Here is a 25634-nt window from a genome sequence, read left to right as displayed (position 1 = left end):
CCCTCCCTGTCAGTGCTCTCCCTTGATGACGAAATAGGAGCCGCGGATCTCGCCGGCGAGCTTCGAGCGCTGCCGCGCGAACTTGAAGGCCGACAGCTCGGCCGGGACGTCCATGCCGAGCGAGAGCTTGAAGCCGACGGCGCGCTTGCCGCCCTCCGCGAGCGTGTACATGACGTTGACGGCGAGTCCGGAGGCGTAGAACACGTAGCCGAACCGGATCCCGTCTGCTTCGAAGCCGCTGATCTCCAGCGCCGGGCTCTCGATGTCGATGCTGCGCTCGTCGTGCAGGATCCCGGTCACCCAGCGGAGCGTCTCGGGATCCTCGTCGGGCGTGCTGACGGTGAACGGCGTTCCGTACTTGTTGGTGATGTAGCGGGCCTCGTTCGCGCGCAGTCCGGCCAGCGCCTCGGCGACGGGGGAGGACTCGAGCCCGGCGGTCGAGACGGTGACGAAGTCGACGATGGTGCTCATGCAGGGGCTCCTCGGTACGGGCGGCGATGGTCCTGCTCATTCTCTCCCAGCTGTGCCGTGCGGTGACGCTGCGACGTCGGTCGCGGCCGTCGGGATGACGACGACGGCCGCGACCGCACCCCGGGGATCAGCCGGCGAAGGCGCGCAGCAGGATCGGACGGGTCAACCGCGTCGCGATCCAGACGAGGGCCACGCCGGCGGCGAGCACGGCGGCGATCGTGAGGAGCGAGACCGGCGCGGTGATCAGCGCGATCCCGAGGAGCGGGAAGATCAGCACGGCCGCGCACAGCGCCGCCCCGAGCGACGTCACCAGCAGCGGCGACATCACCGCACGGCGTCGCGCGGCATCCACCGTGTCGGCGGGGACGCCGAGGTAGTGCAGGCTCCGGTGCAGGTCGCGCTGGTCGAGGATGTCGGACGCCTGGGTCACCGCCACGGAGCACGCGACCATGAGGAACGACGCCACCAGCGTGATGATCAGACCCGTCCGCATGTCGGCGACGAGAGCGAGGTCGTCGGTCCGTGCGTTCTCGCTGCCGAGCACGTTCATCAGGGCCACGCCGGTGCCGGCGAACACGGCCATGAAGCTCGACATCGCGACGCCGCTCACCTGGCGCCAGGCGCCCTTGGCGTCGTCCAGCACGATGCGCGCGGCGAGCAGGCGCGCGGGGGTCTTCGCGCGGCGCAGCTGCATCCGCGCCCCCACCGTCAGGACCCAGGGGCCGATGAGGTTCAGGACGAGGAGCCCGACCGCGAAGATCGCGGCGAGACCCGTGATGATCGCGATGGTGCCCCCGATGCCGGGGACCACGTTGCCCGCGATGAACCCGGCCGCGATCGCGGCGACCGCCACGACGGCCCGCACCCAGTGCGGCGTGCGGGGCGTGGTCCTGGTGCGCACGCCGAGCGGCGAGATCACCACCCGCCGCAGACCGACGACGGCGCTGACCGTCGCGAGCAGCACGGTGCCGAGAGCGATCGCCGCGGTCGTCAGCGGAGGCAGCATCACGGCGGCGCCCAGCGGCGCGCCGCGGAAGGGGATGAGCCCCACGAGCGGCGCGATCCCGATCGAGAGCACGACGCCGGCGATCACGCCGGCCGCGGCGACGAGGGTGGCCTCGACGACCGCGATCACACCGACGCCGAATCCGCTGACGCCCAGCAGCCGGAGCGTCGAGAGCCGCTCGTCGCGGCGGCGGGCCGACAGTCGCGCCGCCGCGCCGCCGAGCGACGCCAGCGGCAGCACGAGCAGGACGAGGGCCACGGCGGCGAGCACCTGATAGATCGTCGCGTACTCGTCGTCCCATGCCCAGAACGCCTGTGCGCCACCCACGACGGTGAGCACGAGGGCGGACACGATCGCGAAGGCGACGGCGGGGATCACGACCACCCCCGCCGAGCCCGGTGCGAGACGCAGAAGCAGCCGGAGGGTGGCGGCGTTCACGCGGCGACCGCCGAGTTCTGCACGCGGCCGTCGCGGACGGCGATGACACGGGAGCAGCGGGAGGCTACCTGGGGATCGTGCGTGACGACGACCAGCGTGCGGCCCTGACCGGTGGTGGACCACAGGAGGGCGTCCATCACCTCGGACGAGGTCACCGAGTCGAGGGCGCCGGTCGGCTCGTCGGCGAACACCACGCCCGCGCCGGTGACCTGGGACCGGGCGATCGCCACCCTCTGCGCCTGCCCGCCGGACAACTCGCCGATGCGACGATCCTCCATGCCCTGCAGGCCGAGGGCGGCGAGCCAGCCGGCGGCGCGCCGGGTCGCCTCCGCGCGCGAGACACCGGTGATCATCGCGGCGAGTGCGACGTTCTCGACCGCGGTGAGCTCCGGCATCAGCAGGCCCTGCTGGAACACGAAGCCGAACGACTCGCGGCGGAGCCGGGAGCGGGCGGACTCACCGAGCGCGCTGACGTCGACGGGACCACCGGACGGCGGCGTGTAGACGACCTGTCCGGCGTCGGGCCGGGTGATCCCGGCGAGCACATGGAGCAGTGTCGTCTTCCCGGATCCGGATGCGCCCATGATGGCGACCGATTCGCCGACGGCGATGTCCAGGTCGATGCCGGCGAGGGCGCGGGTGGGACCGAAGGCCTTGATCAGGCCGTGTGCGTGGATGACCGTGTTGCTCATGCTTCCAGCCTCGCCGGGCGCGATCTCGGGATCGTCGGCCTGGAGGCGGAGATCCTGAGCGTGCGGTCATCCTTCAGGATGACCGCACGCTCAGAGCGGAGAATGCCCCTTCGCGAGCGCGAGCAGGCGGAGCGGCGCTGACACGGACGTCACGCCAGCGCCTTCTTCCACGCGCCGCCGTAGCCGATCGGCACGAAGCCGATCTGCTCGTTGATGGAGAGCATGGGACGGTTCTCCTCGGCGTTGTACGTGATCACCCGCGTGGAGCGAGGGTGGCCTTCGTGCCAGCTCAGCAGGCCGGCGGTCTTCACGAGCAGGCCGAGTCGATGACCGCGGTGCTCGGCGAGCACCAGGGTGTCGTTCTGCTCGGTGACCGAGTCGTCCGCGCCCTTCAGCGAGAGCTCGTTGTACGCGCAGAGCTCGCCGGTGGCGATGTGCTCCGCCGCGGTCACCTGGACCGTGTATCCCATGTCGAGCCAGCGCTCGTCCTGCTCGCGGACGCGGTCCGCGTCCCAGGTCTCCTCGGGGGAGCCCATGTCCGCGTCCGGAGCGTCCGTGGACATGCGCGACTTCATCCACGCGTAGCCCGCGAGGCGTTCGTCCGGAGTCGGGAGCAGCCACTGCACGACGCGGTAACCGGTCGCGGCGGCCTGCGCGGTCTCGTACTGCGCGCGGAGGGCCGGCATCTGGTCGTCGCCCGTGCTCCAGCGGTATTCGCTGACCCGGTCGACCTGCTCGAGCGTCCAGCCCTGAGCGAGCAGGAACCTCGAGGTGTGATCGCGCGGGATGCTCCCGAATCCGGTGGGCGGCACCAGCACGGGATCCTCCGTGGGCACGTGCTCGGTCCAGACCTGGAGCGTGCGCACGCCCTCGGTGCGGGCGAGGTGCTCCAGGTGAGCCGCGACCGCGGTGCCGATGCCCCGGCCCTGCGCCTGCTTCAGCACGCTGATCACGCTCACCGCGGTCGCGCCGCCGTCATCGTGCAGCACGGTGAAGACGACCACGCCGACCGTGCGCTCTCCGTGGAGGATGCGCCATTGGCGGCGGGTGGTGTGGCTGTCCGAGGTGAGCAGCGGCAGCAGCTCCTCCGCGGAGAAGGCGTCGTCGTCGCGTCCCGACGCCTCCTCGAGGCAGCGGTTGCGGACATCCGCGTAGGCGAGGAGAGCCCCGTCGCGACCTGCATCCGCCCGTGCGGGGAGCACGAGCGGATGCAGGGTCGCGCCGGAGGGAAGGTCGATGACGAACGGGGTCTCGTTCTGAGCGGTCGTCATCAGAGCACCTGCCGGGAGGCGGCGCCGGCCAGCCGGGCGGCCTCGTACTGCTGGAGCACGCGGATGCGCTCTGCGTTCCGGTGCGCGTCCTCGGCACGGTCCTGCGCGGTGTGCCGCGTCCGCACGATGAGATGCAGGGCGACGCGCAGGGCCAGCCGCTGGGCGAGCGACAGGTTGCGGAGCTCCTCCTCGCGGGGGAGCTGGATGGACAGGTCGCGCTCGTTCTGAGCGCGCTGCTTCGACTCGGTGGGAGGCGAAGCGTGCAATGCGGTGTTCACGGTGATTCGCTTTCGTTGGTCGTGCCGGAAAGGCGGTTTCGCGCCACGCCGAGGATCGTCCGGTAGGACGCCGCGACGTGTCACGGAGGGGGAGACGGATCCGGCACACGGTGTGCGGACCGGCAGGATCCAGGGACACGGCGCCCCGGATCGGGAGGGCGATCAGTGATCGACGCGCGGTTCGCGGATCGGATCGCAGACGCACGAAGCGTCAGGCCGGCCGGAGGCCGGGGCGAGGGAGGATGCGCCTGCTACGCGGCGTGACGCGCGCGGAGGCCGGCGGAAGTCGCCGAAGACGCATCGATCCCACGGAATGGGGTGAATGCGGTGCGAGTGCTCATCATGTCGGCAACCTCCTTTCTCGGCTCGGGTTTGTCACGCTAGCGGAGGTTCACAGGAAGCGTCAAGCCGACACTCAGAAATCCCTGGACCTCGGGCGTTTCCCGCACCGCCGCGCGAGACGGTCGCGATAGCGTAGACGCCGTGAACTCCGCCGACCACCGAGCGTGCCCATGCATCTGAAGAGCCTGACCCTCAAAGGGTTCAAGTCCTTCGCGCAGCCGACCACGTTCGCCTTCGAGCCCGGCGTCACCTGCATCGTCGGACCGAACGGATCCGGCAAATCCAATGTCGTCGACGCGCTCGCCTGGGTGATGGGGGAGCAGGGAGCCAAGACCCTGCGCGGCGGCAAGATGGAGGACGTCATCTTCGCCGGCACGTCGACGCGCGGCCCGCTCGGACGCGCCGAGGTGCAGCTGACGATCGACAACAGCGACGGCGCGCTGCCGATCGAGTACGCCGAGGTGACGATCAGCCGCACCCTGTTCCGCAACGGGTCGAGCGAGTACGCCATCAACGGGGAGGGCTGCCGGCTCCTCGACGTCCAGGAGCTGTTGAGCGACTCCGGCCTGGGGCGGGAGATGCACGTCATCGTCGGCCAGGGCCGGCTCGACACGGTGCTCCAGGCATCCCCGGAGGACCGTCGAGGGTTCATCGAGGAGGCGGCCGGGATCCTCAAGCACCGGCGCCGCAAGGAGAAGACCCTCCGCAAGCTCGACGCGATGGAGACCAATCTCACGCGCCTCAGCGATCTGGCGGGCGAGATCCGCCGGCAGTTGAAGCCGCTCGGCCGCCAGGCTGAGATCGCGCGCGAGGCGCAGACCATCGCCGCAGTGGTGCGCGATGCGAAGGCGCGCATCTTCGCGGACGACGTGGTGCAGCTGCGCTCGGCGCTGGCCGACCACACGCGCAACGAGCACGAGCGCCATGCCGAACGCGTGGTGCTGAGCGAGCAAGCCGACCGCATCCGCGCCGACATCACGCGCCTGGAGGCGCTGCAGAACTCGGCCGCCGTCGACGAGGCCCGTCGGATCGCGTTCGGGCTCGAGCAGGTGCAGGAGCGCATGCGAGGGCTGTTCACCCTCGCGAATCAGAGGCTCGCCCTGCTCGGATCCGAGGAGGACGACGCCGCGGTGACGGCCGTGACCGTGACGCAGGCGACGATCGACGAGGCGAAGGACGAGGTCGAGGAGATCTCGTCCGGAATCGGGCGCGCGCAGGACGTGGCGCAGGAGGCGACGCGCGCCGTCGCCGAAGCGCGTGCCGAGCTCGACGCGCTCGACGTGGACATCGCCGAGCAGAGCGCACTCGTGTCGGCTCATGACATGCGCCTGACCACCCTGCGCGGTCAGGCCGAGGCGGCGGCATCGGCGCTGGCCGCGGTGCGCGGCGCGGTGCTGCGGCAGGAGAATGCGCTCGAGGCCGCGCATCAGCGTCGGCGCGAAGCCGCCGAGGCCCGTGAGCGGATCGAGGAGGGCGAGGCTCCCGAGGGCACTGCCGCCGAGCACGCGGAGGCGTACGAGCATGCGCAGGCCCGCGCCGTCGCCGCCGAGACCGAGCTCGAAGGGCTGCGCGAACGGCTGCACGCCGCGGAGCGCGAGTCGGAAGCCCTCACCGCCAAGGCTTCGGCGCTCGGCAGTGCCATCGCCGTGACCGGCGGCGCGGCCGAGATCGTGGCGGCGGGGCTCTCCGGCGTGCGCGGGCTCGTGGGCGACGCCGTGCAGGTCACGCCCGGGTACGAGGCCGCGATCGCGGCGGTGCTCGGACCTCTTGCCGAAGGCGTACTCGTCGACGACGTGGCGGCGGCTTTCGCGCTCGCCGCCGACGACGTGACGGCGGGCGCCTACGACATCGTGATCGCGGAGGGTGCGGCCACCGCGGTGTCCGACGCACGGATCGCCGGTGCCACTCCCGCGACGGACGTGGTGACGGCCCCGGCGGGAGTCCTCGGCGTCCTGTCGCACGTGGTGATCGTGGAGGACCTGACGGCCGCGCGATCGGCGCACGCCGCGGCGGCCGCGGCGGCCGGCGTGCCGCTCACCGTGGTCACGAAGGCGGGCGAGGTGCTCACGGCGCACACCCTGCACACCGGTTCGGGCGGCGAGCGGTCGCGGCTCGAGCTCATCGCCGAGCGCGACGCCGCCGTCGACCGCCTGAGCGAGGTGCGCGTCGTCGTCGACTCCCTGCGCGAGGCACGCGAAGACGGGACGGAGAAGCTGGAGACCGCGCGGCGGACCTCCAGGGACGCACTGCGCACCCTGCGCGAGCACGATGCCGCGCTCGCGGCGCACACCGAGCAGGTGAACCGCGTGACGGTGCAGCACGAGTCGGCGATCGCCGAGTGCGACCGGCTCGAGACCGGCCTCTCGCAGGCGCAGTCCGCGGTGGCGGATGCCGAGCGCAATGCCGACGCTGCGAAGCAGGCCCTGGCCGACGCCGAGGCGGCCCCCCGGCCGGTGCTCGACGCCTCGGCGCGCGACGGGCTCCTGGAGGCCCTCGAAGCGGCCCGGGAGGCGGAGGTCGAGGCGCGCCTGGGTATCGAGACCCTGCGCGAGCGGGTCCGTGCGGCCCAGAGCAGGGTCTCCTCGCTGGAGCGACAGCGTGAGCGCGAGCGCGAGGCAGCGGCGGAGGCCGCCCGCCGTGCCGTGATCCGGCGCGCGCAGCGCGAGACCGCGTCGGGCGTGGCCGCAGAGCTTCCCCGGATCCTCGACTCCCTCGACCGCTCCGTCGCAGAGGCGCGGCTGGCGCTGGCCGCGGCCGAATCGGCCCGCTCCGCGCAGAACGAGGAGCTGAGCGCGCTGCGCCGCCAGGACGCGTCGATCCGCGAGCGTCTGACAGGCCTCACCGAGAGCGTGCACGGCCTCGAGCTGCAGATCCACGAGAAGAAGCTGCACCTGACCAGCCTGCTCGAGCGGGTGCAGTCCGAGCTCGCCCTGGACGAGGACATCCTCATCGCCGAATACGGACCTGATCAGCTCGTTCCCCGCGACGTCCTGGCGGTCGCGGCCGAGCCCGCCGATCTCGTGGACGCGGCGGAGGACGACGCGGTCGAGCAGGACCCGGTCCCGACCGGGATCCCGTACGATCGCCGCATCCAGCAGCGGCGGCTTCAGGAGGCCGAGCGCAAGCTCGGACAGCTCGGGCGCGTGAATCCGCTCGCTCTGGAGGAGTTCGCCGCTCTCGAGCAGCGGCATGCGTTCCTCACCGAGCAGCTGGCAGATCTGACCAAGACCCGGCAGGATCTCCTGACGATCATCGCCGAGCTGGACGAGCGGATGCAGACGATCTTCGCCTCGGCGTTCGAGGACACCCGCCAGGCGTTCGGCGAGGTGTTCCCGCTGCTGTTCCCGGGCGGCGCCGGCAGCATCTCGCTCACGAACCCCGACGACCTGCTGAACACCGGCATCGAGGTCGCCGTCCGTCCCGTGGGCAAGAAGATCGAGAGACTGTCGCTTCTCTCCGGCGGCGAGCGGTCGCTGGCCGCCGTCGCGCTCCTCGTCGCGATCTTCAAGGCCCGCCCCAGCCCGTTCTACATCCTGGACGAGGTCGAGGCGGCGCTCGACGACGCGAACCTCGGGCGCCTGCTCACCGTGTTCGAGCAGCTCCGCGCCAGCTCGCAGCTGCTCGTCATCACGCATCAGAAGCGCACGATGGAGATCGCGGACGCCCTGTACGGCGTCTCGATGCGCCAGGACGGCGTCTCGGCGGTCGTCGGCCAGCGCGTCGGCGATCGCGCCGCCGCCGCGGTCTGACCCGCGCGCCCTCGGCGAACACGACGGATCCGCTCGCGCCCGCCCCGTAGGCTGGGTGCCATGGCGGAGAAGTCCTGGTCCCTCGGTCGCGCGCTGCGCGGCATGTTCGTCAAGCCCACGATCGATGACGACACCTGGGACGACCTCGAGACCGCGCTGCTCACGGCCGACTTCGGGCCCGACATCACGGAGCGCCTCGTCGACGAGCTGCGCGCCAAAGTGGAGCGCTATCGAACGACCGACCCCAAGGATCTGCAGCGCATGCTCCGCGAGACGCTCGAGGAGCACTTCGCGAAGTTCGACACCACCCTGAAGCTCACGGAGCGGCCGGCGGTGGTTCTCGTGGTGGGCGTGAACGGGGTCGGCAAGACGACGACGATCGGCAAGTTCACGAAGTTCCTGCGCGGGTATCAGCGATCCGTCGTCGTCGGAGCGGCCGACACGTTTCGCGCCGCCGCCGTCGAGCAGCTGGGCACCTGGGCGCAGCGGGCAGGGGCCGCGATCGTCCGCCCGCAGCAGCAGGGCCAGGATCCGGCGTCCGTCGCGTTCCAGACGGTCGAGTACGCGAAGAACAACGGCACGGAGATCGCGATCATCGACACCGCCGGCCGGCTGCACACGAAGGGCGGCCTGATGGACGAGCTGTCCAAGATCCGCCGCGTCGTGGAGAAGCAGGCCCCGATCAGCGAGGTGCTGCTGGTGCTCGACGCGACGACCGGGCAGAACGGCGTGATGCAGGCGGAGGCGTTCCTCGAGCATGCCGGCGTGACCGGCCTCGTGCTCACCAAGCTCGACGGTTCCGCCAAGGGCGGATTCGTGCTCGCCGTGCAGGAGCGCACCGGCATCCCGGTCAAGCTCCTGGGGCAGGGAGAGGGCATCGACGACCTCACCGGCTTCACCCCGCACGTCTTCGTGCAGGCCCTGGTCGGCTCCTGATCCGAGCCGTTTCCCGGCGCGCGCCGCGCGGACTACCGCCCCGCGCGCAAGGCTGGTTTTATAGCCCTATGGCGATCGAACACGACTTCTTCGGACTGCTGTCCTCGGGACCGGACGGATCGATCTTCTGGTCCGAGACGGTCGAGTTCGGCGACCACGCCCTGACCGTGGATCTGACCGCGCCGGACCAGGACGACGTGTCGTCCGAGTCGCTCGACATCGCCGCCGCCTTCGTCTCCGGACTCGAGGCCATCGACGACAAGGCCCGTCGCGGGATGCTCGCCGAGGTGGACGACCGCACGAGCGAGGTCACCGAGTACATCCTGCAGCAGCAGGAGGAGTACGGCGACGAGCTGACGGACTATCTCGTCGACGTCAGCGGCGATGCGGCCGTCGACATCATCCGCTCGCTCCGCCTGATGAGCATGACGCTGCTCGTCGATGAGCACGGCGGCAGCGAGCCGTTCGCCGTGCTCGAGTACGCCCTCGACGCCGACGGCGACGACGACGTGCTGCTGGTGAACTTCGGGTCCGACGGCTCCGTGCTGTCGGTCATGAGCGCCGACTGACGCGGGCTCGGGTCCGCGCCTGGGCTCGCTCGGCGACCTCAGGCGCGGACCGCTCGGACGGCCCCGGGCGTGCGTCTCAGACGGCCTGGGCGAAGCCCAGATCCGCACCCTCGGCGATGTGCGCCAGGTGCGGCGGGATCTCGCGACCCTTCGAGATCATCGACTGCGCCCACAGCCGGCCGGCGCGATAGGACGAGCGGACGAGGGGGCCGGCGAGAACTCCGAGGAACCCGATCCGCTCGGCCTCCTGCTTGAACGCGACGAACTCGTCCGGCTTGACCCACCGGGACACCGGCAGGTGCCGTGGCGTGGGCCGCAGGTACTGCGTGATCGTGATGATGTCGCAGCCGGCGTCGTGCAGGTCCTGCAGCGCCTGGACGACCTCCTCCGGCTCCTCGCCCATGCCGAGGATGAGGTTGGACTTGGTGATGAGTCCCGCCTCGTGCCCCTGCGTGATGACGTTGAGCGAGCGCTCGTACTGGAACGCGGGGCGGATCCGCTTGAAGATGCGCGGAACAGTCTCGACGTTGTGCGCGAACACCTCGGGACGGGCGTCGAAGATCTGGCCCAGGAAGGCGGGGTCGGCGTTGTGCTCGTTGGCGAGCAGCTCGACGCCCGTGGTCGGGTTGAGCTCGTGGATCTTGCGGACGGTCTCCGCGTTGAGCCACGCGCCCGTGTCGGGGAGGTCGTCGCGGGCGACGCTCGTGACCGTCGCGTAGCGCAGGCCCATCTGCTGCACGCTCTCCGCCACGCGGCGGGGCTCGTCGGTGTCGTAGTCGGCGGGCTTGCCGGTGTCGATCTGGCAGAAGTCGCACCGCCGCGTGCACTGGGAGCCGCCGATCAGGAAGGTGGCCTCCTTGTCCTCCCAGCATTCGAAGATGTTCGGGCAGCCGGCTTCCTGGCACACCGTGTGCAGGCCCTCGTCCTTGACGAGCGAATGCAGCGCCTTGTACTCGGGGCCCATCTTGGCCTTGGTCTTGATCCACTCGGGCTTGCGCTCGATGGGGGTCTCGGCGTTGCGGATCTCCAGACGCAGAAGCTTGCGTCCCTCGGGCGCGGCGCTCATGCGGCCACCTCCGCGTACTCGGCGGCGAACCCCGCGGACACGGCGTCGACGATGTCGGCGGGGGAGATCTCGCGGCCGACGACCTCGCTCACCGTCGTCACGCCGGCGTCCGTGATGCCGCACGGGATGATCCCGCGGAACCCCGCGAGGGTGTTGTCGCAGTTGATCGCGAAGCCGTGCATCGTGACGCCCTGCTGCACGCGGACGCCGATGGCCGCGACCTTGTCCTCGCTGAGCGGACGGCGCACCCAGACGCCGCTGCGCCCGTCGACCTGATAGCCCTCGACGCCCAGCGGATGCAGCACCTCGATGAGCAGCCGCTCCAACCGGCGCACGTGCGCGACCACGTCCATGGGCTCGGGCAGGCGCACGATCGGGTAGCCGACCAGCTGGCCGGGCCCGTGCCAGGTGATCTTGCCGCCGCGGTCGACGTCGACGACGGGCGTGCCGTCCTGAGGCCGCTCCTGCGGCTCGGTGCGCTTGCCCGCGGTGTAGACGGCCTCGTGCTCCAGGAGCAGCAGGGTGTCGGGGCGCGTCCCCGCGACGACGTCGGCATGGATCCGTCGCTGCAGGTCCCATCCCTCGAGGTAGGGGACGAAGTCGGGAGCGAGTCCCGCCGTCTGGATGTCGAGCATGACCGATCCTTCTGATCGAGTTGTTGAATGCAGTTCAATAATAGGGGTGAAACGCGACCCGTGCGCTGCGCGATACGGTGGCGGGGTGAGCACCCCCGCCCGCGGCGTCGGCCGCCCCCGCGTCTCCTCGCGCGCGACCATCGCCGAGGCGGCCTGCGAGCTGTTCCTCGAGTCCGGTTACGAGGGAACGTCGATCGCCGACATCGCACAGCGTGCAGGGGTCAGCCGCTCGAGCTTCTTCAACTACTTCACGTCCAAGAGCAATGTGCTGTGGTCGGGCTTCGACGAGCGCCTCGATCGCGCGGTCGCGGCCCTCGCCGAGCCGTCGGCCGGCGCAGATCCGGAGCGGGTCGAGGCCGTGCTCTCCGCCATCCTCGACGGGGTGGAACCCGATCCGCTCGCGCTCGCCTTCGGCAACGCCCGGGCGATGGGCTTGGAGGAGGAGCTCCAGCGCGAGTCCGCGCTGCGGCAGGGTCGCCTCGCCGCCGCGTTGTCCGACGCCGCGCGCGGCGCGGGCGTCGAGCGCATCCGCGCCGACGTGCTGGGCGCCGCCTACGCGGTCGTCGTGCTGTCCTCCCTGCGAGCGTGGGCCGAGGGCGGCGCGGGGCACGGCTCCCCGCTGGGGCAGCTGCGCCACGCCCTGCCGCGGATCGCCGACCTGCACTGGGGCTGAGCGCCCTGCGCGGGCGGGGGATCGGCTCGCGTAGAATTGCACCACCATGGCTACTTTTGGCACGCTCTCCGATCGGCTCACCGAGACCTTCCGCAATCTGCGCACGAAGGGCAAGCTGTCCGCTTCCGACGTCGACGGCACCGTCCGCGAGATCCGCCGCGCGCTGCTCGACGCCGACGTCGCGCTCCCGGTCGTCAAGGACTTCACAGCGAAGGTGCGCGAGCGTGCGCTGGGCGACGAGGTCAACAAGGCGCTGAACCCGGCGCAGCAGGTCGTGCAGATCGTCAACGAGGAGCTCATCGCCATCCTCGGCGGCGAGCAGCGCCGACTGGAGTTCGCGAAGAACCCGCCGACGGTCATCATGCTCGCGGGTCTGCAGGGCTCCGGAAAGACCACCTTCGCCGGGAAGCTCGCCAAGCAGCTGCAGGGGGAGGGGCACACGCCCCTGCTCGTCGCCGCCGACCTCCAGCGCCCCAACGCCGTCACTCAGCTGACCGTCGTCGCGGAGCAGGCCGGAGCCACCATCTTCGCGCCGGAGCCGGGCAACGGCGTCGGCGATCCCGTGCGCGTCGCGCGCGACGGCGTCGAGCACGCCCGCCGCCAGCAGCACGACATCGTCATCATCGACACCGCGGGACGGCTCGGCGTCGACGCCGAGCTGATGAAGCAGGCCGCCGACATCCGCAAGGCCGTGGATCCGGATGAGGTCCTGTTCGTCATCGACGCGATGATCGGTCAGGACGCGGTCAACACCGCTAAAGCGTTCCAGGACGGTGTGGACTTCACCGGCGTCGTGCTCTCCAAGCTCGACGGCGATGCCCGAGGCGGTGCCGCGCTGTCGGTCGCGTCGATCACGGGGCGCCCCATCATGTTCGCGTCGACCGGCGAGCGCCTCGAGGACCTCGAGCCGTTCCACCCGGACCGCATGGCGAGCCGGATCCTCGACCTCGGCGACATCCTCACCCTGATCGAGCAGGCGCAGCAGGCGTTCGACGAGGCCGAGGCGCTCAAGGTCGCGGAGAAGCTCGCCACCGAGACCTTCACCCTCGAGGACTTCCTCGAGCAGATGCAGCAGCTCAAGAAGATGGGCTCGATGAAGAAGATGCTCGGGATGCTCCCGGGCATGGGCCAGATGAAGCAGCAGCTCGAGGACTTCGACGAGCGCGAGATCGACCGCACCGAGGCCATCATCCGGTCGATGACGCCGGGCGAGCGACGCAACCCCAAGGTCCTCAACGGCTCGCGCCGCCTGCGCATCGCGCGCGGTTCCGGGATGACCGTGACCGACGTGAACCAGCTCGTGCAGCGCTTCGAGCAGGCGGCCAAGATGATGAAGACGGTGGCACGCGGCGGAACCCCCAACATCCCCGGCATGGGTCCCATGGCCGGCATGGGGCGTCCGGGCGCCTCGTCCAAGCGGGGGAAGAAGGGCAAGTCCTCCGGCTCCCGCTCCGGCAACCCCGCGAAGCGCGCCGCCGAGAACGCCGGTCTTGCCGCGAACCCGTCCCCGACGGGCACGGGCTTCGGCCTGGGCGGCCAGAAGGCGCCCTCCGAGGCCGACTTGGCCGAGATCCAGAAGCTCTTCGGCAAGAACTGAGGTCGGTCGAGCCCTCTCCGATGAGCGGCTGAGCGCCGCGTCGTCGCCGCGGGTCAGCCCGGGGTCCCAGGCAGCACCAGGTTGCCGAGGGCGGCCCTCGCCCCCGTGAGGGGGTCGGCGCTCGCGCGCACGCTCTCGCCGCGGCGAAGCAGCCGGACGGTCGGCGTCGCATGGTCGCCCGACCAGCCGCGCGCGGCCAGCAGCGAGCGCTCCCAGAGGAGCACGCACTCCAGGGCGACCATGAGGGCGCGATCGTCCCGCGGGCCGAGGAGGCCAATCCGCGGGAGGCCAGCCTGCTGGGCGAGTGCCTCGTGCACCGCTCTCATCTCGCGGCCGGGTTTCGAAGCCGTGCCGGGCCCGAACGTCGCGACGAACAGCCGCGCCGAGACGTCGAACACGTTCGCGCTCAGAAGCTGTTCGAGTGCGTGCACCTCGTCGGAGCTCGGCGTGCTCATCGGCGTACCCCCTGACGTCGTCCGCCGTCGGCGCGGCGAGATCGTGGGTCGCCACTCTATCGCCTCTCGAGTGCCCGGACGAGGAGACGGTTGCTCAGGCTGACTAAAACGCTATAGTCTCTCGGCAAGCCCCTGCATCGCCGGTCGGCACGGGGGGTCGAACGCAATGTCGCGCAACCTTGGAGGGTGCATTCATGGCCGAATTCAGCCGCAGAACATTCCTGACCGTGGGAGGTGCCGGACTCGGAGCGCTCCTCGTCGGGGCCTCGGCCCCGCCCGCGTCCGCCGCGAGCCGTGTCGCGATGGGGCGCCCGATGGCCGAGGCCGCAGCGGCCCCGGTGCCGGCCTCCGGGGGGACGCCGCCGGGACCGTACACCTTCGGATGGGCAGCCGACGACCTGCTCGCTTTCGACCCCGCGGCGACGCCCTGGGGGCCGCACCTGCGCTGCCTGATCCCGCGGGCGACGCGCATCGCGCCGTTCGCGGCGACCCAGGCGCATCCCGATCTGGATCCCGCGACCCGGCTGTCCACGTTGACGATCGACGACGCGGGCAGCATCTACGAGGGGCACAACCAGCCGATCGGCCTGGAGCCGCAGGTCTACACGCAGCGGTACTGGTCGTACATCGACATCTGGGGCACGTGGCACGGGCAGGTCAAGGGATCGGCACCGATCGAGATGGTCGACGGCCAGCGCGCGCCCGGGCGTCCCTACGGCGTCATCGACATCCCGAACCCGGGCTGGACCGAGGCGGCGCACAAGAACGGCGCGCGGTCGATCGGGGGCTGGTTCTGGCCCCGTCCAGTCGACTTCGACTCCTTCCTGGTGCAGAACGCGGACGGCTCGTTCCCGGTCGGCGACAAGATGATCGAGATCCGCAGGTACTTCGGCTTCGACGGTCTCTTCATCAACCAGGAGGGGACGGTCACCGCCGCGCAGATCGCGAAGTTCCAGGATCTGCTGCGGTACATCAAGCGCACCGATCCGGACTTCTATCTGCAGGGCTACGACTCCGCGGACTTCGACACCGGCGTCGTCACCTACGAGAACCGGCTGAGCGAGAACAATCTTCGCTGGCTCGGCACGCCGGATGAGCCGATCTACGACTCGATCTTCATGAACTACTGGTGGCAGGCGGAGGACGGCGGGGCCGATCCGGACCTCAGCCTGAGCGCCGCGTCGGCGCAGGCGGCCGGGCGCGATCCGCACGTGGTCGGCTTCGCCGGCGTGGAGCACCAGAAGGGCGGCTTCCGGCCGGAGGAGGACTTCGGCCGGGTCGCGGGCCCGGGACGCGCGGCGCCCACCTCGGTCGCCCTCTTCGTGGATTCGCAGATCTGGCTCGACGCATCGTGGGACGGGACGACGTCGACGGTCGAGGGCCGTCGCACCTACCGGGATCTGGAGCAGCGGTTCTGGTCCGGGCCGACGGGCGATCCGCACTCCTCGGGCCGGCTCGAACCGCGCACGCCGCCGTACCGCACCGATGTGCTGAACTACCGGCAGTGGGACGGCATCGCGCACTGGATCACCGAGCGGTCCCCGTACGGAGAGCTTCCGATCGCCACCGACTTCAACATCGGGGTCGGCTCGGGGTTCTGGCTCGAGGGCGCTCAGGTGCGCAGCTCGGGGTGGGACAACATGGGGTGCGCCGACCGCTCCCTGACCTGGCAGTACTGGACGGAGGGCGGTCTTGCCGTCGCGCTCGACGAGACCGCGTCGTACGGCAGCGGGCACAGCCTGACCCTGCGCGGATCCGGTGTCGTCCACCTCTTCAAGACGGATCTGACGACCCCCAAGTCGATGGTCGCGGACCTGCGCGCGCAGGGCGTCCAGGCCGTCGAGCTCGGCATCACGTGGAAGGACGCGCCGGCGCAGATCGACTGGCATCGGCTGAACGCCGCGGACGACGGATCCGGGTGGGCTCAGTGGGGCGCGGAGTTGGACGTGCGCGGTCGCGGCATCGCGCGGATCTCCTTGCGCACGAGCGGCGACGGCCGGCTGGGGCGCATCGTCCTGCGGGCCGCGGGGAAGCCTGCCAAGCCCGCGAAGCCCGCCGCGTTCTCCGTCGCGGATGCGGGCGATGCGGGATCGGCGCGCCGCCACCTCACATTCTCCTGGACGCTGCAGGACGACGCGACCGGCTACGACGTGTTCCAGCTGACGGGATCCGGCCAGAACTGGCTGGGCAGGGTGCACCGGGACGTGTTCTTCGCCGAGTCCGTGGACGTCGCCGCCGGGACGCGGTTCCAGCTCGTCGCGTTCGGTGCAGACGGCTCGCGGAGCGCGCCCGTGAAGGCCGCGCTCGGCGGCTGAACCCGAGGATCAGAGGGGAGAGGCCCCAGGTCCCGCCGGAGCGGGGCCTGGGGCCTCTTGTCGGAGAGCGTGCTTACTTGACGTCCTCGTCCACCCAGTCCATCGACTTCGTGACGGCCTTGTGCCACAGGCGCAGCTGGCGATCGCGCTCCGAGGCGTCCATGGTCGGCTCCCAGCGGCGGTCCTCCTGCCAGTTCGCGGACAGGTCGTCCAGACCCGTCCAGAACCCGACGGCGAGGCCGGCGGCGTAGGCCGCTCCCAGCGCCGTGGTCTCGGCGACCACGGGGCGCACGACCGGCACGCCGAGAACGTCGGCCTGGAACTGCATGAGCGCGTCGTTCGCGACCATGCCGCCGTCGACCTTGAGCTCGGTGAGGTCCACGCCGGCGTCGGCGTTGACCGCGTCGAGCACGTCGCGCGTCTGGAAGGCGACGGCCTCGAGCGCCGCGCGGGCGATGTGGTTCTTGTTCGCATAGCGCGTCAGACCGACGATGGCGCCGCGGGCGTCGGGACGCCAGTACGGCGCGAACAGGCCCGAGAACGCCGGGACGATGTACACGCCGCCGTTGTCCTCGACCTTGTCGGCCAGCTCCTCGACCTGCGGGGCCGAGTCGATGATGCCGAGCTGGTCGCGCAGCCACTGGATCAGGGATCCCGTGACGGCGATGGAGCCCTCGAGCGCGTAGTGCGTCGGACCGTCGCCGAGCTTGTAGCCCACGGTGGTGAGAAGACCGTTCTTCGAGTGGACGATCTCCTCGCCCGTGTTGAAGATCAGGAAGCAGCCCGTGCCGTAGGTGTTCTTGCTCTCGCCGGTGTTGAACGCCGCCTGGCCGAACGTGGCCGCCTGCTGGTCGCCGAGGATGCCGGCGATCGGGGTCTCGCGCAGCAGCGAGGAGTCCTCCGCCGCGCCGTACACCTCGGAGGAGGAGCGGATCGACGGCATCATCGACTTCGGCACGCCGAACGCCTCGAGGATGTCGTCGCGCCACTGCAGCGTCTCGAGGTCCATGAACATGGTCCGCGAGGCGTTGGTGACGTCCGTCGCGTGCACGCCGCCGTTCACGCCGCCGGTGAGGTTCCACAGGACCCAGCAGTCGGTCGTGCCGAAGAGCAGGTCTCCCGCCTCGGCCTTCTCGCGCGCGCCCTCGACGTTCTCCAGGATCCAGGCGATCTTGGTGCCCGAGAAGTAGGTCGCCAGGGGCAGACCGACGACCGGCTTGAACCGCTCGACGCCGCCGTCCGCCGCGAGGCGGTCGACGATGGGCTGCGTGCGCGTGTCCTGCCACACGATGGCGTTGTACACCGGCTTGCCGGTCGTCTTGTCCCAGACCACGGCGGTCTCGCGCTGGTTGGTGATGCCGACCGCCGCGATGTCGTGGCGGGTCAGGTGCGCGCGGGTGAGGGCGAGACCGATGACCTCCTGGACGTTGGCCCAGATCTCCGAAGCGTCGTGCTCGACCCAGCCGGCCTGCGGCAGGATCTGCTCGTGCTCCTTCTGGCCGGTGGCGATGATGCTGCCCTTGCGGTCGAAGATGATGGCGCGGCTCGAGGTCGTGCCCTGGTCGATGGCGATGACGTAGTCAGCCATGTGCTGTTCTCCTTTGAATCAGGGTCGGGTTACTTCACGAGGTGCAGCAGCACCGGGGCGAGGAGCGCGGCGAGGACACCGCCGATGAGCGGGCCGACGACGGGCACCCAGGAGTACGCCCAGTCGCTCGAGCCCTTGCCCTTGATCGGCAGGATCGCGTGCGCGATGCGCGGGCCGAGGTCACGGGCGGGGTTGATCGCGTAGCCGGTCGGGCCACCGAGGGAGGCGCCGATCGCGACCACGAGGAGGGCGACCGGAAGCGCCGTGAGCGGGCCGAGACCCCCGGGCGTGCCGACCTTGACGTCGCCGTAGTCCGCGAACGCGAAGATCACGAAGACGAGGACGAAGGTGCCGATGATCTCCGTGACGAGGTTCCAGCCGTAGGAGCGGATCGCCGGGCCGGTCGAGAAGACGCCGAGCTTGTTGGCCGGGTCGGGCTCCTCGTCGAAGTGCTGCTTGTACGCGAGCCAGCACAGCACGGCGCCGATGATGGCGCCGAGGAGCTCAGCCCCGGTGGCGACGAGGAACATCGTGAAGGTGATCTTGCCGGCGACCAGCAGGCCGATTCCGACAGCCGGGTTCAGGATCGCACCCGAGCACGCCGAGACGAGCACACCGGCGAAGACCGCCAGGCCCCATCCCCAGTTGACCATCAGGAATCCGCCGCCATTGCCCTTGTTCTTGGCGAGGGCGACGTTCGCGACGACGCCGCAGCCGAGCAGCAGCAGCATCGCCGTTCCGACGAGTTCGGACAGGAAGTACAGTCCGAGATTCGGTTCAGTCATGTCTCCATTGACCTTTCGCAGAGCACCGGCCCCTCTGCCGATGCGGTGTTCGAGATGGACGCCGATGAGGGCGGCGGGGGAACCTCGTTACCCGTGGGTGCGGGCGCTGAGGGACAATCCGTGGCGGGTGTTGAGCAGATCGCGGGTGAGCTCGACCTCACGGGCGGTCCGCGCGCGGTCCCAGCCCTTGAGCGGGGCCAGCGCCTCGGCGACCTCTTCGAGGATGTCCTCGGTGACGTCGCCCGTGAACGCGAGGCTGGTGCGGCGCAGGATGACGTCCTCGAGGCGCACGATCAGCTCGTTCTGCACCATCCACTCGAGCTCCCGGGTGGACAGCTGACCGCCCGCCAGAGGCGCGTCCGGACCCTGCTCGACGTACTGCCACACGTCGGCGGCGCGGGTGCCGTAGCGCTTGAGCAGCGCCTCGGCGCGATCGCCGGCGCCGGGCAGGTTCTGCGAGATCCAGGCGGCGCGGGCGGCGTCGCCCTGGGGGTACCCCTTGCCGCCGCCGATCGCGCGGCCGAGCGTCGAGACGACACGGGTGCGGCCGAGCAGTTCCAGGATCTTGTCCGACAGCGACTCGCCGAGGGCGCGGAACGTCGTCCACTTGCCGCCCACCAGGCTGAGGTGCGGGACGGCGCGGCTGTTGTCCACCTCGACGCGGTAGTCGCGCGAGACGAAGCCCGGGGCGGTGTCCTCGTGGCGGGGGAGCGGACGGATGCCGCTGAAGCGGTAGACGATCTGGTCGCGGTTCACGTCGATGGCCGGGAAGACGTGGTGGACGAGGTCGAAGAAGTAGTCGACCTCCTCCTCGGTGCACAGCGGCACCTCGCGCGGATCCGCGTCGATGTCGGTCGTGCCGACCATGACCTTGCCCTTGAGCGGGTAGATCAGCACGATGCGCCCGTCGGAGTGCTCGAAGAAGATCTCGCGGCCGCGGGTCGCGGCGAGCAGCTCCGGGTTGTCCAGCACGATGTGCGACCCCTTGGTCCCGCCCATGAACCGCGTCAGCTCGCCCATGGCCTCGTTGGTGAGGTCGGTCCACGGGCCGGACGTGTTCACGACGACGTCGGCGGCGATGGAGAACTCGGTGCCGCTCTCGCGGTCGCGCACCAGCACGGCGTCGCCGTCGTGGCCGATCGCCTCGACGTAGTTGAGCGCCCGCGCGCCAGGGTGGGCCGCGCGCCCGTCCTGGAGGACGTCGAGGGCGAGGCGCTCCGGGTCGTGCATCGACGCGTCGTAGTACGTCGCCGTGTACTTGATCTTCGGATCCATCGCGGGCAGCTCGGCGAGCGACTTCTTGCGTCCGAGGAACTTGTGCCGCGGCACCGTTCCGCCGTCACGGGAGAAGGTGTCGTAGATGGTGAGGCCCATCTTGATGAGGAACGCACCGCGCTCCTGCGGCTTGCCCGACTTGTGCGTCAGGAAGCGCAGCGGCGCGGAGAGGATCCCCGAGAACGTCGAGTAGATCGGGATGGTGGTCTGCAGCGGCTTGACGTAGTGGGGCGCGATCTTGATCAGGCCGTTGCGCTCGGTGACTGACTCCTTGACCAGGCGGAACTCGCCGTTCTCCAGGTAGCGGATGCCGCCGTGGATCATGTGGCTCGACGCCGACGAGGCGCCGGAGGCGAAGTCTCCGCGCTCGACCAGCACGACGTCGACGCCCTGCAGGGCGAGATCCCGGAAGGTGGAGATGCCGTTGATCCCTCCGCCGATCACCAGCACCGTGGTGCGTCCGGCCTCGCGGACCTCGGTCACCTCGGGGCGTTCCTCGGCGTTGTGGATGTGGTCGGTCATCATCGTCTCCTTCCCGATTTCTCACAGCTTTCCCCCAGGCGCCCTTATGGTCAAGCAAGCTGCACGAATGTGCAAGAATCGGTCGGATCACTACGCGAAGGGCCGGAAATGTCTGAACGGAAGCGCCAGTCCAAGGCGGCGGCGGCCCTCACCGCGGCGCGCCTGTACTACCTGCAGGACAAGACCATGGATGTCATCGCCGAGGAGCTCGGGACCTCGCGATCGTCGGTCTCGCGCCTGCTCAGCTACGCCCGCGAGGTGGGCCTCGTCGACATCCGGATCAACTCGCCGCTCGAGCATGCGGGAGAGCTCGAGCAGCAGCTGCACGATCGCCTGCAGGTCACCGCGCACGTCGTGCCGATGCCGGAGAGCGTCACCGAGGTGGAGCGCCTCGAGCGGGTGGCGCTGACCGCCGGCCGTCTGCTGACTCAGGTCATCGACTCGAACATGGTGGTCGGACTCGCGTGGGGATCCACCATCAGCGCGGTCAGCCGTGAGCTCGGTCAGAAGGAGACGCGCGGCACGACCATCGTGCAGCTGAACGGCGCGGGCAACACGCTCACGAGCGGTGTGGAGTACTCGAGCGAGATCCTGCAGCGCTTCGGATCCGCGTTCGGCGCGCAGGTGCAGCAGTTCCCCGTGCCGGCGTTCTTCGACGACCCCCGCACCCGCGAGGCGATGTGGCGGGAGCGCAGCACCCTGCGCGTGCTGGACCTGCAGGCGAAGATGGACCTCGCCGTGTTCAGCGTCGGATCGCCCAGCGCCGAGGTGCCCAGCCGCGTGTACGTCGGCGGCTACCTCGGCAGGGAGGACTACCGGAGCCTGCGCGAGGACCGTGCGATCGGCGACGTGGCGACGGTGTTCTTCCGCGCGGACGGCACCTGGAAGGACATCGCGGTGAACGCCAGGGCGACCGGACCGGGGCTCGATCGCCTGCGGCGGGTCGCGCGGAGGTTCTGCGTCGTCGCGGGTGCGCAGAAGCTGCCGTCGCTGCGTGCGGCGATCGGCGCGCGCCTCGTCACCGATGTCGTGCTGGACGAGGGGCTCGCGCGTCAGCTCGTGGAGGGATGACCCGGAGGACTCCTGAGGCGCCGCGCGCGTCGCGCGGGCCCCTCAGAGCGTCTCGGGCCCGGAGCGGAACTCGCGGATGAGGTGACCCACGACCTCGTGCAGATCTCCGCCTGTCGCGTCGGCGACCGAGACCTGGCGCTCGTAGCTGGCGCCTCCGTCGAGGATGTCGGCCACACCGCGGAACTGCGTGGAGCACTGCAGGTCTGCGGCGACGGGGGCGAGACGCTCGAGCTCCTCCGCCAGATGCGCGCGCACGGAGCGCTGCGTGCCGTCGGGGGCCACGATCACCTCGGCGTCGAGTCCGTAGCGGGCGGCGCGCCACTTGTTCTCGCGATGGAACCACGGACTCAGCGTCGGCAGCGCGCGCCCCTCGTCGAGGTCGCGGGAGAACGACTCCACCAGCACCTGGGTGAGCGCCGCCACGGCCGCCAGCTCGCGCAGGGTGGACATGCCGTCGCACGCGCGCACCTCGATCGTGCCCCAGCGCGGGGCGGGCCGGATGTCCCAGCGCACCTCGGTGGCGTCGGTCATCACGCCCGTGCGCACCATGTCGTCGAGGTACGACTCATAGGCCGCCCAGTCGGCGAGGGGCCACGGGAGGCCGGCGGTCGGGAGCTGCTGGAAGACGAGAGCGCGATTCGACGCGTAGCCGGTGCGCTCGCCGGCCCAGAACGGGCTCGAGGCCGCGAGCGCCTGGAGATGGGGGAGATAGGCGGTCAGCGCGCCGACGATCGGGAGCACCTTGTCCCTGTCCTCCACGCCGACGTGCACGTGGATGCCCCAGATCATCATGTTGCGACCCCACCACTGCGTCTTCTCGATGAGCGAGTGGTAGCGCGTCTTGTCCGTCACCTGCTGGTCGTACCACTGCGCGAACGGGTGACTGCCTGCGGAGAGCAGCTCGATGCCGGCCGGATCCGTCGCCGCGCGCACCGCGGCGATCGCGGCGGCGATGTCGCCCACGGCGTCCGCGACGGTGGCTCCGACTCCGCTGGTGACCTCGATCGTGTTGGTCAGCAGCTCGCCCGTGACCGTGTGCCGCTCGTCGGCACTGGCGTGCTCCAGGTCGCGCAGCAGCTCGGGCGCGCGGCCGACGAGATCTCCGGATTCGGGATCGGCGAGCATGAGCTCCCACTCCAGACCCACGGTGGAGCGTCGCGAGGAGGTGAACTCGATCGGCATGTGACCTCGATTCGGGACGGAGATCGTCGGCCAATGATCGCATGACCGGCTCCGGGGCCCTCATTCCGTGTCGCCGCGCGACATGATCGACACGACGCGGTGTCGTTTCGCGGGTTCGGGCCGGATCTGGCAGAATGGACAGCTGGATCGCCGCTCGACCCTCTATCCGGCCGCGATCCACCCGCAGAGCTTCCACCGGGTGTGCACCCCACGCTTCTGGTGATCAGTTCGTCTTCCTTCCACACCATTCAGGAGAATCGTGGCTGTCAAGATCCGTCTCAAGCGCCTGGGCAAGATCCGCGCGCCGTACTACCGCATCGTCGTCGCCGACTCGCGCACCAAGCGCGATGGTCGTGTGATCGAGGAGATCGGCAAGTACCACCCCACCGAGGAGCCCTCGTTCATCGAGGTCGACTCCGAGCGGGCGCAGTACTGGCTGTCGGTCGGCGCTCAGCCGACCGAGCAGGTCGCCGCCATCCTCAAGATCACGGGCGACTGGGGCATCTTCAAGGGCGACAAGGACGCGAAGTCCACCCTCAAGGTCGCCGAGGCCAAGGCCGACTTCCAGGCGGACACCGCCAAGAAGTCCGTCATCAAGCCCAAGGCCGAGAAGAAGGCGGAGGCCCCCGTCGAGGAGGCTGCCGCTGAGGCCGCCGCCGAGGACGCAGCCGAGGCTGCGACCGACGCGGAGTAATCCGTCGTGCTGGCTGCCGCGCTCGAGCACATCGTCTCGGGGATCGTCGATCACCCGGAGGATGTCACCATCACCGCCTCCTCGTCGCCTCGCGGCGAGGTCCTCGAGGTGCACGTGCACCCCGACGACCGAGGACGCGTGATCGGGCGCGGCGGCCGCACCGCCAAGGCCCTGCGCACGCTGATCACCGCGCTCGCGGACGGACGTCGCGTGCGCGTCGACGTCGCGGACGACTGAGCGTGGCCGTCTCCGACCGCGCATCCGGCCGCAACCAGCTGCGGGTGGGGCGCCTCGTCAAGGCGCACGGGCTCAAGGGCGCCCTCAAGCTGGAGCTGTACACCGATGATCCCGCCGGACGGTTCAGGCCCGGCGCCGAGTTCACGTTGCAGGTGCCCGAGGCATCTCCGTGGCACGGCAAGACCATCACGGTCCGCGAGCACCGCGTGATGAACGGCAGCTCCGTCGTCTTCTTCGACGGCGTCGAGGACCGTACCGCGGCCGAGGGCCTCGTCAAGGCGATCCTCTGGATCGACCAGGACGACACCGAGGAGCCCGAGGACGACGCCTGGTACGACCATCAGCTCACCGGACTCGACGTCGTGCGCGACGACGTCGTCGTCGGGCGCGTGGTCCGCGTCGACCATCTGCCCGCGCAGGACCTGCTGATCGTCCGGACCTCGACCGGCGGCGCCACCTCCGAGATCATGGTGCCTTTCGTGTCCGCGATCGTGCCGACCGTGGACGTCGCCGCAGGCCGGATCGTCGTCACGCCTCCTCCGGGGCTCTTCGAGGAGCTCGCCGACGAGGACGGTCCCGTCGACGTCGCCGACCAGGACGCGCCCGGTGCGGATTGACGTCGTCTCGATCTTCCCGTCGTACTTCGACGGGCTGACGCTGTCGCTGCTCGGCAAGGCGCAGAGCACCGGGATCCTCGATCTGCGGATCCACGACCTGCGTGACTGGACGCACGACCGCCACCGCACGGTCGACGACACCCCGTACGGGGGCGGCGCCGGCATGGTCATGAAGCCCGAGCCCTGGGGGCTCGCACTGGACCAGCTCGCTGCCGGAGCGGACGGCGGCCCGCGTCCCACCATCATCTTCCCCTCGCCCGCTGGAGAGGTCTTCCACCAGTCCACGGCGCGCGAGCTCGCGGATCGGGAGCACCTGATCTTCGGCTGCGGACGCTATGAGGGCATCGACGAACGGGTCTTCGAGGAGGCGGCCGAGCTCGGCGAGGTGCGGCTGATCAGCCTCGGCGACTACGTGCTCAACGGGGGAGAGGTCGCCGTCATGGCGATGGTCGAGGCGATCGGCCGACTGATCCCCGGCGTGGTCGGCAACCCGGAGAGCCTCGTCGAGGAGTCCCACGAGGACGGGCTGCTGGAGTACCCCTCCTATACCAAGCCCTCCGTATGGCGCGACCGGGAGGTGCCGCCGATCCTGCTCAGCGGCAACCACGGCGCGATCGCGGCCTGGCGGCGCGAGCAGCAGGTCGAACGCACGCGGCGGCGTCGTCCCGACCTGCTCGCCGGCGAGGACTGAACCCGCCGACGACGAAGGCCGGGCACGCACAGCGCACCCGGCCCGGTCTGTGCGCTCAGCCGCAGGTGTAGGTGCTCCCGTTCACCTGCCAGGTGCCGGGGCCGAGCTCGAGGCACATTTGGACGATGTTGCTGAACACCATCACGCCGATGACGATCGCGACGATCTCGACGATGAGGATCACCGCCGCGATGATGATGCCGGCGATGGCGAGCCCCGCCGAGGCGTGCGCCTTGCGCAGCTTGACGGCGGCGACGATGCTCAGGATCAAGCCGAGCAGCGGGAACAGGAACGCCAGGATGAGACCCGCGATCGCGAGTCCCTTCCCCGGCACCGGCGCGGGCACGGCGTAGGGGGCGGGGGCTTGCGGGGCTCCGGGAGCCTGTGCCGATCCGTACGGAGAGGGCTCGGGCTGCGACGGCCCTGGGGGTCCGTAGCCCTGCGGAGCGGCCGGAGCGGCCGCGGGTGCGGAGTACGCG

24 protein-coding genes are annotated in these 25634 nt (G+C 70.3%); 11 read left to right on the top strand and 13 right to left on the bottom strand.

Annotation, left to right across the window (positions count from 1 at the left end):
* Positions 1–9: 9 nt before the first annotated feature.
* The 5 genes from RL72_RS17660 to RL72_RS17640 form a co-directional block, all read right to left on the bottom strand.
* The gene (locus RL72_RS17660) at positions 10–471 is read right to left on the bottom strand and encodes a hypothetical protein (protein WP_045252204.1); all 462 of its coding nucleotides are present in this window, start codon (positions 469–471) and stop codon (positions 10–12) included.
* Between the two features lie 127 nt (positions 472–598).
* The gene (locus RL72_RS17655; protein ID WP_052674493.1) at positions 599–1915 is read right to left on the bottom strand and encodes an ABC transporter permease family protein; all 1317 of its coding nucleotides are present in this window, start codon (positions 1913–1915) and stop codon (positions 599–601) included.
* Positions 1912–2607 (bottom strand): ABC transporter ATP-binding protein, encoded by a 696-nt coding sequence (locus tag RL72_RS17650; RefSeq protein WP_045252203.1) that lies wholly within the window; start codon positions 2605–2607, stop codon positions 1912–1914. The genes RL72_RS17655 and RL72_RS17650 overlap by 4 nt, the downstream gene beginning before the upstream one ends.
* 149 nt (positions 2608–2756) lie before the next feature.
* Positions 2757–3878: a GNAT family N-acetyltransferase gene (locus RL72_RS17645; protein WP_082072492.1), complete on the bottom strand. Its 1122-nt coding sequence runs from the start codon at positions 3876–3878 to the stop codon at positions 2757–2759.
* Positions 3878–4156, bottom strand: a complete 279-nt coding sequence (locus RL72_RS17640; RefSeq protein WP_045252202.1) for a hypothetical protein — start codon at positions 4154–4156, stop codon at positions 3878–3880. Before RL72_RS17640 ends, RL72_RS17645 begins: the two co-directional genes overlap by 1 nt.
* Before the next feature lie 512 nt (positions 4157–4668).
* Here RL72_RS17640 and smc point away from each other — a divergent pair.
* From smc to RL72_RS17625, 3 genes are all read left to right on the top strand, one after another.
* Positions 4669–8247, top strand: coding sequence for a chromosome segregation protein SMC (smc, locus tag RL72_RS17635; protein WP_045252201.1), 3579 nt, complete (start codon positions 4669–4671; stop codon positions 8245–8247).
* A 60-nt stretch (positions 8248–8307) separates the two neighbouring features.
* Entirely contained in the window at positions 8308–9183 is an 876-nt protein-coding gene (ftsY, locus tag RL72_RS17630; RefSeq protein WP_045252200.1) for a signal recognition particle-docking protein FtsY, read from the top strand.
* Positions 9184–9251: 68 nt separating this feature from the next.
* Positions 9252–9752 carry a DUF2004 domain-containing protein gene (locus RL72_RS17625; protein WP_045252199.1) on the top strand — a complete coding sequence of 167 codons (501 nt, stop codon included), beginning with the start codon at positions 9252–9254 and terminating at the stop codon, positions 9750–9752.
* A 76-nt stretch (positions 9753–9828) separates the two neighbouring features.
* Here the strand turns inward: RL72_RS17625 and lipA are convergent, their stop codons facing one another.
* Positions 9829–10818, bottom strand: coding sequence for a lipoyl synthase (lipA, locus tag RL72_RS17620; RefSeq protein WP_045252198.1), 990 nt, complete (start codon positions 10816–10818; stop codon positions 9829–9831).
* On the bottom strand, positions 10815–11453 hold the full coding sequence (gene lipB / locus RL72_RS17615) for a lipoyl(octanoyl) transferase LipB (RefSeq protein WP_045252197.1): 639 nt from the start codon (positions 11451–11453) through the stop codon (positions 10815–10817). Before lipB ends, lipA begins: the two co-directional genes overlap by 4 nt.
* A gap of 85 nt (positions 11454–11538) precedes the next feature.
* Here lipB and RL72_RS17610 point away from each other — a divergent pair, with 85 nt between their 5' ends.
* Both RL72_RS17610 and ffh read left to right on the top strand, forming a co-directional pair.
* Positions 11539–12126: a TetR/AcrR family transcriptional regulator gene (locus RL72_RS17610; protein ID WP_045252196.1), complete on the top strand. Its 588-nt coding sequence runs from the start codon at positions 11539–11541 to the stop codon at positions 12124–12126.
* A 46-nt stretch (positions 12127–12172) separates the two neighbouring features.
* Positions 12173–13723, top strand: coding sequence for a signal recognition particle protein (ffh, locus tag RL72_RS17605; RefSeq protein WP_045252195.1), 1551 nt, complete (start codon positions 12173–12175; stop codon positions 13721–13723).
* A 53-nt stretch (positions 13724–13776) separates the two neighbouring features.
* Here ffh and RL72_RS17600 read toward each other — a convergent pair whose 3' ends face one another.
* Entirely contained in the window at positions 13777–14178 is a 402-nt protein-coding gene (locus tag RL72_RS17600) for a hypothetical protein (protein WP_045252194.1), read from the bottom strand.
* Positions 14179–14372: 194 nt separating this feature from the next.
* Here RL72_RS17600 and RL72_RS17595 point away from each other — a divergent pair, with 194 nt between their 5' ends.
* Complete coding sequence (locus tag RL72_RS17595; protein WP_045252193.1) at positions 14373–16493, top strand: endo-beta-N-acetylglucosaminidase; 2121 nt, start codon at positions 14373–14375, stop codon at positions 16491–16493.
* Between the two features lie 73 nt (positions 16494–16566).
* On the opposite strand, the gene glpK is transcribed toward RL72_RS17595, so the two are convergent.
* From glpK to RL72_RS17580, 3 genes are all read right to left on the bottom strand, one after another.
* Positions 16567–18081, bottom strand: coding sequence for a glycerol kinase GlpK (glpK, locus tag RL72_RS17590; RefSeq protein WP_045252192.1), 1515 nt, complete (start codon positions 18079–18081; stop codon positions 16567–16569).
* 29 nt (positions 18082–18110) lie between these two features.
* Positions 18111–18866 (bottom strand): MIP/aquaporin family protein, encoded by a 756-nt coding sequence (locus RL72_RS17585; protein WP_045252191.1) that lies wholly within the window; start codon positions 18864–18866, stop codon positions 18111–18113.
* Between the two features lie 87 nt (positions 18867–18953).
* On the bottom strand, positions 18954–20663 hold the full coding sequence (locus RL72_RS17580) for a glycerol-3-phosphate dehydrogenase/oxidase (protein ID WP_045252190.1): 1710 nt from the start codon (positions 20661–20663) through the stop codon (positions 18954–18956).
* A gap of 108 nt (positions 20664–20771) precedes the next feature.
* Between RL72_RS17580 and RL72_RS17575 the strand changes: the two genes are divergently transcribed.
* Positions 20772–21734, top strand: coding sequence for a sugar-binding transcriptional regulator (locus RL72_RS17575; protein WP_045252189.1), 963 nt, complete (start codon positions 20772–20774; stop codon positions 21732–21734).
* A 42-nt stretch (positions 21735–21776) separates the two neighbouring features.
* Here the strand turns inward: RL72_RS17575 and RL72_RS17570 are convergent, their stop codons facing one another.
* A complete protein-coding gene (locus RL72_RS17570) occupies positions 21777–22916 on the bottom strand; it encodes a glutamate--cysteine ligase (RefSeq protein ID WP_045252188.1) in 1140 nt (379 codons plus the stop codon).
* 259 nt (positions 22917–23175) lie between these two features.
* Between RL72_RS17570 and rpsP the strand changes: the two genes are divergently transcribed.
* The 4 genes from rpsP to trmD are packed head-to-tail and all read left to right on the top strand — an operon-like array spanning position 23176 to position 25155.
* Positions 23176–23610 carry a 30S ribosomal protein S16 gene (gene rpsP, locus RL72_RS17565; RefSeq protein WP_045252187.1) on the top strand — a complete coding sequence of 145 codons (435 nt, stop codon included), beginning with the start codon at positions 23176–23178 and terminating at the stop codon, positions 23608–23610.
* Positions 23611–23616: 6 nt separating this feature from the next.
* Complete coding sequence (locus RL72_RS17560; protein WP_045252186.1) at positions 23617–23847, top strand: RNA-binding protein; 231 nt, start codon at positions 23617–23619, stop codon at positions 23845–23847.
* 2 nt (positions 23848–23849) lie between these two features.
* Entirely contained in the window at positions 23850–24464 is a 615-nt protein-coding gene (rimM, locus tag RL72_RS17555; protein WP_045252185.1) for a ribosome maturation factor RimM, read from the top strand.
* Positions 24454–25155: a tRNA (guanosine(37)-N1)-methyltransferase TrmD gene (gene trmD, locus RL72_RS17550; RefSeq protein WP_045252184.1), complete on the top strand. Its 702-nt coding sequence runs from the start codon at positions 24454–24456 to the stop codon at positions 25153–25155. The genes rimM and trmD overlap by 11 nt, the downstream gene beginning before the upstream one ends.
* Before the next feature lie 55 nt (positions 25156–25210).
* Here the strand turns inward: trmD and RL72_RS20165 are convergent.
* Positions 25211–25634, bottom strand: a 424-nt coding sequence (locus RL72_RS20165; protein WP_169748255.1) for a hypothetical protein, incomplete at its 5' end; no start/stop codon positions are given.

Origin of the sequence: Microbacterium azadirachtae (assembly GCF_000956545.1) — a bacterium.
Classification (GTDB): domain Bacteria; phylum Actinomycetota; class Actinomycetes; order Actinomycetales; family Microbacteriaceae; genus Microbacterium; species Microbacterium azadirachtae.
This window is presented reverse-complemented; position numbering and strand designations above follow the sequence as displayed.